Origin of the sequence: Flavobacterium sp. 1, assembly GCF_002797935.1 — a bacterium.
Classification (GTDB): Bacteria; Bacteroidota; Bacteroidia; order Flavobacteriales; family Flavobacteriaceae; genus Flavobacterium.
In genome coordinates, this window is the sequence record NZ_PGER01000001.1 from 5,285,732 (window position 1) to 5,297,135 (window position 11,404).

The 11,404-nt window shown below is 28.9% G+C and carries 10 protein-coding genes; 9 read left to right on the forward strand and 1 reads right to left on the reverse strand.

The window, feature by feature from the left end:
• Nucleotide 1: 1 nt before the first annotated feature.
• From CLU83_RS21760 to CLU83_RS21800, 9 genes are all read left to right on the forward strand, one after another.
• Entirely contained in the window at nucleotides 2–826 is an 825-nt protein-coding gene (locus CLU83_RS21760) for an alpha-1,2-fucosyltransferase (protein ID WP_100433525.1), read from the forward strand.
• Nucleotides 827–871: 45 nt separating this feature from the next.
• Nucleotides 872–2,065 (forward strand): hypothetical protein, encoded by a 1,194-nt coding sequence (locus tag CLU83_RS21765; RefSeq protein WP_198512327.1) that lies wholly within the window; start codon nucleotides 872–874, stop codon nucleotides 2,063–2,065.
• A gap of 3 nt (nucleotides 2,066–2,068) precedes the next feature.
• Nucleotides 2,069–2,821: a glycosyltransferase family 2 protein gene (locus CLU83_RS21770; RefSeq protein ID WP_100433527.1), complete on the forward strand. Its 753-nt coding sequence runs from the start codon at nucleotides 2,069–2,071 to the stop codon at nucleotides 2,819–2,821.
• Nucleotides 2,818–3,504: an acyltransferase gene (locus CLU83_RS21775; RefSeq protein WP_198512328.1), complete on the forward strand. Its 687-nt coding sequence runs from the start codon at nucleotides 2,818–2,820 to the stop codon at nucleotides 3,502–3,504. Before CLU83_RS21770 ends, CLU83_RS21775 begins: the two co-directional genes overlap by 4 nt.
• An 18-nt stretch (nucleotides 3,505–3,522) precedes the next feature.
• Nucleotides 3,523–4,410: a glycosyltransferase family 2 protein gene (locus CLU83_RS21780; RefSeq protein WP_198512329.1), complete on the forward strand. Its 888-nt coding sequence runs from the start codon at nucleotides 3,523–3,525 to the stop codon at nucleotides 4,408–4,410.
• Nucleotides 4,411–4,467: 57 nt separating this feature from the next.
• The gene (locus CLU83_RS21785; RefSeq protein WP_100433528.1) at nucleotides 4,468–5,568 is read left to right on the forward strand and encodes a DUF1972 domain-containing protein; all 1,101 of its coding nucleotides are present in this window, start codon (nucleotides 4,468–4,470) and stop codon (nucleotides 5,566–5,568) included.
• A 19-nt stretch (nucleotides 5,569–5,587) separates the two neighbouring features.
• Entirely contained in the window at nucleotides 5,588–7,006 is a 1,419-nt protein-coding gene (locus CLU83_RS21790; protein ID WP_100433529.1) for an undecaprenyl-phosphate glucose phosphotransferase, read from the forward strand.
• Between the two features lie 112 nt (nucleotides 7,007–7,118).
• Complete coding sequence (locus CLU83_RS21795; RefSeq protein ID WP_100433530.1) at nucleotides 7,119–7,925, forward strand: polysaccharide biosynthesis/export family protein; 807 nt, start codon at nucleotides 7,119–7,121, stop codon at nucleotides 7,923–7,925.
• An 8-nt stretch (nucleotides 7,926–7,933) separates the two neighbouring features.
• Nucleotides 7,934–10,315, forward strand: coding sequence for a polysaccharide biosynthesis tyrosine autokinase (locus CLU83_RS21800; RefSeq protein WP_100433531.1), 2,382 nt, complete (start codon nucleotides 7,934–7,936; stop codon nucleotides 10,313–10,315).
• Between the two features lie 579 nt (nucleotides 10,316–10,894).
• On the opposite strand, the gene CLU83_RS21805 is transcribed toward CLU83_RS21800, so the two are convergent.
• Nucleotides 10,895–11,395, reverse strand: coding sequence for a hypothetical protein (locus CLU83_RS21805; protein ID WP_100433532.1), 501 nt, complete (start codon nucleotides 11,393–11,395; stop codon nucleotides 10,895–10,897).
• Between the last annotated feature and the right edge of the window lie 9 nt (nucleotides 11,396–11,404).

Consider the following 11,404-nt stretch of genomic DNA (forward strand, 5'->3'; position numbering starts at 1 on the left):
CATGATATACGTAGTTTTTTGTGATAGACTTGGTAACAATCTTTTTCAACTGGGTGCAGCATTATCTTTAAGTTCTGAAATTACAATATGTGTGCCGTTAGAAAATGAGTATGAGTTAACACTTAAATATAAAGATACATTTTTCAAAGGGTTTCCTATTTTAAATTATATTCCTAATGGTATTAGCGTCTATGAAGAATCTTTTTATCATTATAGCGAGATACCTTATACGATTGGTACTAATTTAATAATTAAAGGATATTTTCAGTCTTATAAGTATTTAAATAGAGATAAAGTGTTGGAGCAATTTGCTGTTGACAAAGTTACTATGGAATTTATTCAGTTGACTTATCCAAAAATCTTAAACGGAGGGTATACAAGTATCCATGTAAGGAGAGGTGACTACCTCAAAGCATTGCACAAACATCCATTTTGTGGCATAAATTATTATTTAAAGGCAATTAATTTAATAGGCGAAAACGAGAATTTTATTTTGGTAAGTGATGATATCGGATGGTGTAAGAATAATATAAAATTAAAGAATATTATATATGTTGAGAATACATCTCCCATTATTGATTTATATATTCAATCATTTTGCGACAATAATATTCTTAGCAATAGTTCTTTTAGTTGGTGGGGTGCTTATTTAAATAATAACAATAATAAAAAAATTATTATGCCAAGTTTGTGGTTTGGATATCGATTTAAAGTGGATGTTAAAGATTTAATCTTACCTTCATATATAGTTATTAAAAACAGATATAGCTTGATTTTATTTTTAAAGTCATTAGTTCAAATGATTAGCGAAAAAAAATATTTTTAAAAAAATCAGATGTCTAAAATAAATAGGGTTCAATTTAAAAGGTGTTTGTCATTAGGAATCCTTTTTTTTTCAGGAACAGGTTTTAATATCCTCCATATGAGTGGTGGTCTTATAATTTGGTTATTGATTTTACTTTTTTTAAATTTCAAAAATTTACGCAGAGTATTGTTGCCAGATTTGTTGGTTATAACAGCTTTGTGTTTTATTCTTTTTGTGTTTTATTCTATTAAAAGTAATGAGATACCATATTTTATTTTTGTAGCTATAGTTTCTTCATATATTGTCTTACTAAATTATCGTATACCTAACTATCGAAATAAATTCACAAGCGATATTACCATACTCCTTAAATTTTATATGTACTTCACTTTATTACATATAATATTTTTATTTGTTGGTCAGTCGCTGTTTCAACCGACTTATGTTAATACTTATTATCGACAAATAGGTTATGTTTTATGGTACATTGATTCTGGAGGACCATCATTTTTAAATAATTATAGATTGTGCGCATTAGCTTGGGAACCTGGTATTTGGCAAATGTACTTAAATATGAATCTTTTACTAATGTTTTATTGGAAAAAAAAGTTTATTGAGATTTTTTTATCAATACTTGCAATAATATTTACATTCTCAACCACTGGAATAATTTTAATGTTATTTGTTATACTTTCATATTTTTTATACATTAAATCAGTGAAAAATGTTAAAGCTATAATCATTCCTGTATTAATATTATTAAGTTTATCAACTCTTATTATTAATAATATTACTGATAAGTTTCAGGGAAGTGGAGCAACTTCATCTATGGTAAGACTAGGTGATTTTACCTTAGGAATAAAAATGCTAGAAAGAAGTCCTATTATTGGTGAAGATCCTAAAAAGACACTAAATTCTTCTGATCAAATGATATTAAAGGTAAGAGAACAAAATTGGGATGATTCATTACAGGGTGACAAAACTGGATATTTGAGTGCAGAAATGGTGAATGGATTATTTATTTTTTTATTGGATTTCGGTTTAATTGTAGGAGGCTATTTATTGTATAAAACGTATTCTTTTAACTTGTTTACTGATAATAAATTGAAAAATATATTCATTACTGTTATTATACTGACACTTTTATCGGAACCAATTTCTCGTACAGGGTTTTTCTTCTTTTTTGTGCTTGCATCAATTATAATGGTACAAAAAAAGAAGAATTTTTTTTTTAAAAATAATTCATTGATAATAAATTAATTCATGAATAGCAATTTGATAACTATCGTTATAGCTACTTACAATGCGGGTAAGTATCTAGAAATATGTTTAAACAGTATAATTCCCCAATTAAATAATGATATTGAATTAGTCATTATTGATGGAGCTTCAAAAGATGATACAATTGATGTCATAAAAAAACATCAAAAATATATTTCATATTGGATCAGTGAAAAGGATAAAGGTATTTATGATGCTTGGAATAAGGGAATTAAAGTTGCTACTGGTGATTGGATTATGTTTATTGGAGCTGATGATGAACTTTTGCCTGATGCTATTAACAAATACATAAATCTGCTTGCAAATAATGATTTTTCATCGTTTGATTATATTTCGGCTCAAAATGAATATGTAAATGAGGATGAAAAATTGATAAAATTGCTTGGTAATGGAGCAGATTGGAAACTAATGAGAAAAGGCAATTCGGCAGCTCACGTTGCTTCGCTACATCATAAAAAAAATTTATTTGAAAAAGTAGGTTTTTATAATTTGGATTTTAAAATATGTGCCGATTATGAAATATTACTTCGAAAAAAAGATAGCTTAAAAAGTTACTTTTTACAGGAGAAAATTGCCAAAATGAAAGTAGGAGGGATGAGTTTTTCTGTGAAAGCAATCAAAGAATCTTATGAAATCAGAAAGCTCCATAAAACAATTATCCCACTTCTTAATAACCTATTATTTTTAAGAGATTATTTTGCGTACAAACTGTTTAAAATAAGAAAATTTGTATGATTGATTTAATGAATAAAATGGTTTCTAAACTAAAAGGAGAAGAGTTTAAAATAGACGAATCAGTGCCTTTGTCTTATTTACTCTATTTTTTTATAATTAAGTTTTATTCTTTATTATATGGTATTTACTCATTGAGGAAGTTTAAGATGGTTTTTGTACATCCATCTTCTACAATACATTGCAGTTCCAAAATAAAATTCGGAAAAAATTTTTCTATAGGTAGAAATTGTTATGTAAATGCCTTATCAAAAGAAGGGTTGGTTTGTGGAGATAATGTTTCCATGGGGTTTCATACTCATATGGATTTAACAGGAAGTCTTAAAAATATTGCAAAAGGTATTAAAATTGGAAACAATGTTGGACTCGGATCTCACGGTCATTATGGAAGTGGAGTTGGGGGGTTGGAAATAGGTGATGATACCATTATTGGAAATTATGTTAGTTTTCATCCCGAGAATCATAATCATTCAGATTTATCAATCCCGATAAGATTACAAGGAGTTTCTGGTAAGGGAATAAAGGTTGGGAATAACTGCTGGATCGGTGCTAAAGCTACTTTTTTGGATGGAGCCGTAATTGGTGATGGATGCATTGTAGCTGCTGGAGCAATTGTAAAAGATGTTTTTCCTGAAAATGTTATTATAGCTGGTATTCCAGCAAAAATTATAAAGCATAGAAAATAAAGAGTCAATAACAAATAAATGCAAAATATACCTGTAATATCAATATGCATACCTGCGAATGGTAGGATAGAATATGTAAGAAATACATTAAATAGTATTTATAGTGAAAAGAATCTATTTGAGTGTGATCAGAATGACTTTGAAGTAATTGTCTCGGATAATAATTCCAGTAAGTCTTTAGAGATTTTATTAAAAGAGTTCAGGTATTCAAATTTTAAATATTTTTACACCGAATGTGAAGGGTTTATGAATTCCTATTTTGCATTGACTTATGGAAATGGATATTTTATTAAATTGCATAATAGTCAAGAAATTTTTAATCCTGGTGCTTTGTTAACATTAATCAGCAATGTTAAAAGTAATCTAACTAAGAAGCCTCTAATGTTTTTTACAGCTGGCCTACTCAAAAAAGGTACTATTTGTGAATATGACAACTTTAATGAGTTTAATTATAACTTATCCTATTTATCCTCATGGAGTAATGGGATTTCTATATGGAAAGAAGACTTTGATCTTATAGACGCTTCTGCTTCATTAAATACGCTCTTTCCTCATACAAGTATATTTTTTACTCAACATTATAAAAATGGATTTGTTATAAATGATCAGAATCTTTTTACGACACAATTTATTAAAAAAAGAGGGGGACATAATAAATTTCATGCTTTTACTATAGAGTATCCTTCCTTAATTGAAAATGCTTGTAATAAAGGTTATATAAAATTAGACACAAAAAATAAAATATTTAAAGATATTTTATATAACTATCTTCCACTACTTTTTTTTAATGTTAAAATTGCAAAACGAGAAACTTTTAGTTCTGAAGGTTTTCAAAATGATATAAAAGTTTATTTTCCAAAATGGAGCTATTGGCTGGTTTTAGTTTTTAGTTTTTTATTCCCATAAAAATTATTTGGAGGAAAATAAAAATTAAATACTTGTTGAAATCTAAATTTTAAAATTATGAAAATAGCAATAATGGGGACAAGAGGAATTCCTAATCATTATGGTGGTTTCGAACAATGTGCGGAGTACCTTGCTTTAGGATTTGTGAAAAGAGGATTTGAAGTTGTCGTTTACAATTCACATAATCATCCATATAAGGGAAAAGTATGGAAAAGAGTTCAGATAGTTCATTGCTATGATCCAGAGTATAAACTGGGCACTGCTGGTCAGTTTATTTATGATTTAAATTGTATTTTGGATGTGAGAAGACAAAATTGTGACATTATATTACAATTGGGTTATACCAGTAGTTCAATTTGGGGATGGTTAATGCCAAAAAAAGCTATAATTACAACTAATATGGACGGTTTAGAGTGGAAGAGAACTAAATACTCTGAAAAAGTAAAAAAGTTTCTACGTTATGCAGAGTCATTAGGAGTTAAATACAGTGATCATCTTATTTCGGATTCTATTGGGATTCAAAATTATTTAAAAGAAACCTACAACGCAGTATCTGTTTATATTGCTTATGGGGCTACACTTTTTGAAAATAATGACGTCAGTGTTCTTAAAAATTATAAGTTGCAACCTAATGAATATGATATGCTTATTGCAAGATTAGAACCTGAGAATAGTATAGAAATTATTTTAGAGGGTGTAGCAAAAGCAAATCTTTCACGTCCTTTTTTAGTAATTGGGAATCATGAAACTACATATGGAAATTATTTAAAAAATAAGTTTTCTTTGTCTCCCCAAATTCAATTTATTGGAGGTATTTACAATATTGATATTTTGAATAACTTACGTTATTATTCTAATATTTATTTTCATGGACATACAGTTGGAGGTACAAATCCATCATTATTAGAAGCGATGGCTTCAAACAGTTTAATTTGTGCAAATAATAATGATTTTAACCGATATATTTTGGGTAATGATGCGATTTATTTTAATGACGCAAATGATATAACCAATCATTTACTGAATATAAAGTATAGTGATGGTAGTTGTCAATCAATGTTAATTGAGAATACAAAAAAAATCAAAAATGTTTATGATTGGGAACTTATTATAAATCAATATGCAGAACATTTTGCAGATATTTTCAAAAAGGAATAATAATATTTAATTTTTTTATATGTCAATTTTACAGAAATTAAATAACCATAATTTTTCTCGTTATTTCAAACTCTTATTTGTTTTTTGGGATATCATTCTGTTAAACAGTGCTATTGTTCTTTCTGCTTTGTGCAGGTTCGGTAACATAGAACATCTTTTTTTAAGAGAAGTACAAACAATTTCCTTGTTAGGGAATATTCTATGGATTGGATTATTGCTGCATCGTGATTCCTATAGGATTGTAAGGGTTGAGTCAATAGAGTCTATTTTAAAAAGGACTACAAAGAAAATAGTATTTCATGCGGCTTTGATTGCTGTTTTCGTCGGTTTCTTAAGATATCCCAATATTTCAAGTCTGAGATTGTCTTATTTTTATATTTTTTTCTTTTGCCTTCTGATGATTTCAAGATATTTAAGCATGAGGCTTTTAGGATATATAAGAGCTAAGGGTTATAATTTTAGAAACTTTGTTATTGTAGGAGCGAATGATACAGGAGAAAGGATTCGTAAAGTGCTGGCAAGAGACTTGACGTATGGCTATCGGTTTTTAGGTTTTTTTGATGAAAAGGTCGATCCTTTTGCCTTTATATCTTCTCCTATTTTAGGAGATTTTGACTATATTGAAGAGTTTCTTTTTAAGAAGCAAGTTGATGAGATGTATGTTGCATTACATATTGATAATATTGCAGTTATTAATAAATTAATTCAAATTTGTGAGCATCATATGGTGCGGATTAAATTTATACCTGATTTTCAGTTGTATACCAAGTCAAGTAAAGTCGAAATCTCTTTTTATGAGAATACTCCAGTACTAATGTTTCGCAGTGAACCGTTAGAGTTTACTGTAAATCGTCTAATGAAAAAAACCTTTGATATTTTCTTTTCTTTAGGGGTTATTTTATTGATATTTCCTTGGCTTTTTCCTCTTTTGATGCTGATTATAAAGATAGAATCACCTGGTCCAGTTTTCTTTACACAAGAACGCACAGGAAGAGATAACAGATCTTTTAAATGTTTAAAATTCAGAAGCATGAGGGTTAATAATTCTTCTAATGATTTGCAGGCAAAAAAAGGAGACAGCCGCTTGACAAAATCTGGCGCCTTTATTCGTAAAACTAGTATTGATGAACTCCCACAGTTTTTTAATGTGCTTTGGGGAGATATGTCTGTGGTGGGGCCAAGACCACACATGGTTAATCATACAATACAATATACAGGATTAATTAATCATTATTTGGTTCGACAATATGCTAAACCAGGAATTACGGGTTGGGCACAAATAAATGGGTACCGTGGAGAGACAAAAGAACTAATAGATATGGAAAATCGTGTAGATTTTGATATTTGGTATATTGAGAATTGGAGTTTGTTGCTTGACGTAAAAATCATCATAAAAACTGTTGTAAATATATTTAAAGGAGAAGAAAATGCATATTAATTTTTTAAATGATTTAAAAGAAAACACTTTCGTTTATATTATCTGTCAAATCCTAGATTGAGGATGAATAAATTTTAAATCCCTATATTTGTCAACTAAAATTGTAAGTCGAATGAAATTGATATTTTCTTTTTTTATAAAGATAACTGGTTTTTTATCATTGTTATTTTTGTTTTATGCTTGTGCTTCAAAACGAGATGTTGTTTATTATCAAAATATTGATGGAATACAATCTCAAAAAAATGCCAATAGTTACGAAATCAAAATTCAGCCCGATGATTTGTTGTCTATTATTGTTTCTGCTGAAGATCCAGAAATTGCTATCCCATTTAATTTGCGTACAGTAAGTGTATCTAATCAAAGTAAGCAAAATACAGTAAGTGCTCGTGGTGAGGAAACTATGCAATTGTATATGGTGGATTCCAATGGCAATATCGATTTTCCCGTTTTGGGAAGATTAAAGGTGGGTGGTTTAACTCGAACAGAGATATTAGATATGTTTCATAATAAGATAGGGGTTTATATTAAAAATCCGATTATTAATATTAGAATCACAAATTTTAAAATTTCTGTACATGGTGAAGTTAATTCACCAGGAACCTATGGAGTAGCTTCTGAAAGGATTACTCTTATTGAAGCTTTAGCTATGGCCAAAGATCTGACAATTTACGGTAAAAGAAATAATATATTAATAATAAGGGAAGTTGATGGAGTTAAAACCTATAACAGAGTCGATATCACAAAGGCAGATTTTATCAACTCCCCTTTTTATTACTTAGCACAAAATGATGTTCTGTATGTAGAACCCAATAAAAATAAGATAAACGGAGCTGCTGTTGGTCCTAATACAGGAGTGCTTATTTCTATTACCTCTTTAATAATTACAATAATTACATTAATTGTCACTTCTACAAACTAAAATTTTAAATGGAAAATAATAATTATAGCTTTAATGACGACTTAGAGAATGATTTTGATTTGAAAGCATTTTTTGACAAGTATTTGATTCACTGGAAATGGTTTGGGTTAGGAGTCGGCGTTAGTTTAATTTTTGCCTTTTTGTATTTAAGATATACAATACCGTTGTATCAGGCTTCGACAACAATTTTAGTAAAAGATGAAAAAAAAGGGGGCATGCTTTCAGAGCTTTCTGCTTTTGCCGATATAGGAGGAATAGCTGGAGGAATGAAAAGCAATGTCGATAATGAAATAGAAATTTTAAAATCAAGAACATTAATAGAAAATACTGTAAAAAAATTAAATCTTACTGTAAGCATAGTTTTTAAGGGAAAGATAACAGATAATGAGCTCTACAAAGAAGCTCCTATTGAAGTAATACTAGTCAATCCTGAGAATCACTTTTACAAAAGTAAAATGAATTTAAATTATAAGGAATTAACTTCAGATACTTTTGAGTTAAAAAAGGAACCGCTTGATGAAAATTCAAAAATATACTCGACTACTAATAGGTTTCATTATGGCGAACTAATAACTACTAGAAATGGGCAAATGATTATTAATAAAACAAAATCAATATCAAAAAATATAAAAGAAAGCGATAGGGATATTATTATAGTAATTAGTCCGCTTGAAGATATAGCTGATAGTTTTAGAAATCGGCTAACAGTGAATCCTATAAGTAAGACTAGTAGTGTTGTAGAAATATTTATAAAAGATCCAGTAGTGGAAAAAGCAGAGGATTTTCTTGATAATTTGATAGCAATTTACAATAGTAATGCTGCGACTGATAAGAATTTTATAGCTGAAAACACTTCTGAATTTATAAATAATAGACTAGAAATTATAACACAGGAACTGGATGGTGTTGAAAAAAATGTCGAAAGCTTTAAAACTTCAAATAAAGTAACAGATATTGAATCAGAAGCTAAGCTTTATGTTGAAGGATCAGAAGAGTATGTTCAAAAGGGAGCAGAAACTGAAATTCAATTGAATGTGGTTTCTTCAATGTTGGGTTTTATTAATAAAAGCACTAGTTCTGATTTGCTTCCTGCTAATCTTATTAGTGGTCAGGGAGATGCAAGTGGCTTAATTGATTCCTATAATACACTAGTATTGGATCGTAACAGGATTCTGAAATCAGCTACTCCAGAGAATCCTTCTGTAATCAAATTAGATCAGCAGATAGCTTCGCTAAAAGCAAATGTAAAGGCTAGTCTGTTAAGAATACAATCCAATTTAACTATTCAAAAGAATGATTTAAAACAAAGTGAGGGTATTTTGAATGCCAAAATTGGAAAGATTCCTGTTAAGGAACGCCAGTTTAAAGTAATTGCGAGACAGCAAAAAGTTAAAGAAGAATTGTATTTGTACTTGTTGCAAAAAAGAGAAGAAACAGCTATTTCGTTAGCGGCAACAGAACCAAATGCACGCGTGATTGATGCAGGTAAAGCCTTGAAAACACCAGTTTCTCCTAAGAAGAACATTATTTATTTAGTTGCTTTATTGTTAGGATTATTAATTCCTTTTGGAATTATTTATGTAATTGATTTATTAGATACCAAAATAAAAAGCAGGTTAGATTTGGAAGGAAAGACCATGATTCCTTTTGTAGGGGATGTTCCTAGTTCTGATTCGCCTTCAGAGATTATAAAATCTGAAAGCCGAACCAGTTCTGCAGAAGCATTGAGAATTATCAGAACTAATCTGGAATTTATATTAAGCAAAGCAGATGAAAATAGTGCTAAAACTATATTTTTGACTTCTACTTTTCCTAAGGAAGGGAAGACCTTTGTGTCAGCTAATCTAGCGGGAACTTTTGCTTTATCTGGCAAAAAAGTATTATTGATTGGAATGGATATCAGAAATCCAAGATTGGATGAATATTTTGCTTTGCCAGAAAGAGGCTTTACTAATTATTTGTCATCGAAAGATTTAAAATTGGAAGATCTAATTGTAAAGCAAGATGGTTTTGATAATTTTTACATTCTTCCTGCTGGGGTAATTCCTCCAAATCCAGCAGAATTATTAATGAGTAATAAGGTAGATGATCTTTTTAAAACTCTCAGAGCACAATATGATTATATTATTGTTGATACTGCTCCTGTAAGTTTAGTAACTGATACTCTGCTGGTAGCTAAACATGCTGATTGTTTTATTTATGTTGCTCGTGCGAACTTTTTGGAAAAACGCATGCTGAATATTCCTAATGAATTGTATAAAGCAAATAAGCTGCCAAATATGTGCTTATTACTAAACGATACTGACTCGACAAAAGGATATGGATATGGATATGGATATGGGGTTAATATTAAAAAAGCCTCATGGTATGATAAAATATGGAGAAAGTAATTTATAGTAAAGTTGTTTTGAACTTAAAAAGTAGTAACAACGTTTTTTTGTCGGGCTAGTTATTAAGTAAGACCTTTTTAAGACCTTTAAAAATCTGTATATAAATGGAAGCAAACCCTTAAGCAATTAATGTTTAAGGGTTTGTTTTTTGTAATATATATCAACAAAAATAAATGGATTTTTTTATACCATTTAGAAATTTAAAATAGTTTTTTTGTTTAACCTCACCCCAACCCTCTCCAAAGGAGAGAGATAGAATTGGATTATATTTTATATTTCTAAATGGTATATTTTAAAATTAAAGGTAATGTGGTCAAAATGGTTGATGAATTTTCATTTTAGATTGATTATATTTCACAATCAAATCGAAGAGGAAGGTGGCTCTGCTTTTTTCCAGTATATTGGGAATGAATCCATATTGTTTCATGAACTTTATAACTGGCGAATAATTGTCATAAAAATTTCTTGAAGAAAACTATTGCCGTTAAGATAATTTCGCTATCACTAACTTTTCTTCTTACACACAAACCCTCATACTTTTTTTACTACTTAAACATTTACAGGATACTACCTTTAAAATCAATTTAATCGAAATATTTTTATCTCTTTATTGAAATCTATTTCGATAGAATCCTTGTAAACTTTTTTTACTGTTATACCTTCAGACTGCACATTTAGTTTTAGTTTATGCAGTTTTTTATCTATGTTTACTAATATTAGTAATTCATCTTTTCGATCTTTAGAATTGATATAACCATGATAAGAAATCAGTGGCCAATTTAAAATTTCTACATGTTTAATTATTATTTTCTTTTTTATAATAGTGCTTTTAAAATGTGTGTTTTGAGCTAACGAAGAAGTAATTACGCCGCCTTCTTTGTTTAAAAAAGGGTCTCTATCAATATGATTGATAGAAAAAGTGTCTTTATTAATTTGATTTATTTTTAAATTTGAATTGTAATTTTTTGTATGATTTGTTTTTTTATCTAAAAAAAAATATTGCTTTAGAGTTTTTGATGCTACTAAACCCCATACAGTCAAAACAATTAATATTAAAGCGACATTAATTTTCTTTTTCATTAGGTATTG

What these genes read in the sequence shown, in the direction of transcription:
- CLU83_RS21760 (WP_100433525.1), top strand. Translation starts at nt 2, where the DNA reads ATGATATACGTAGTTTTTTGTGATAGACTTGGTAACAATCTTTTTCAA.
- CLU83_RS21770 (WP_100433527.1), top strand. Translation starts at nt 2,069, where the DNA reads ATGAATAGCAATTTGATAACTATCGTTATAGCTACTTACAATGCGGGT.
- CLU83_RS21775 (WP_198512328.1), top strand. Translation starts at nt 2,818, where the DNA reads ATGATTGATTTAATGAATAAAATGGTTTCTAAACTAAAAGGAGAAGAG.
- CLU83_RS21780 (WP_198512329.1), top strand. Translation starts at nt 3,523, where the DNA reads ATGCAAAATATACCTGTAATATCAATATGCATACCTGCGAATGGTAGG.
- CLU83_RS21785 (WP_100433528.1), top strand. Translation starts at nt 4,468, where the DNA reads ATGAAAATAGCAATAATGGGGACAAGAGGAATTCCTAATCATTATGGT.
- CLU83_RS21790 (WP_100433529.1), top strand. Translation starts at nt 5,588, where the DNA reads ATGTCAATTTTACAGAAATTAAATAACCATAATTTTTCTCGTTATTTC.
- CLU83_RS21795 (WP_100433530.1), top strand. Translation starts at nt 7,119, where the DNA reads ATGAAATTGATATTTTCTTTTTTTATAAAGATAACTGGTTTTTTATCA.
- CLU83_RS21800 (WP_100433531.1), top strand. Translation starts at nt 7,934, where the DNA reads ATGGAAAATAATAATTATAGCTTTAATGACGACTTAGAGAATGATTTT.
- CLU83_RS21805 (WP_100433532.1), bottom strand. Translation starts at nt 11,395, where the DNA reads ATGAAAAAGAAAATTAATGTCGCTTTAATATTAATTGTTTTGACTGTA.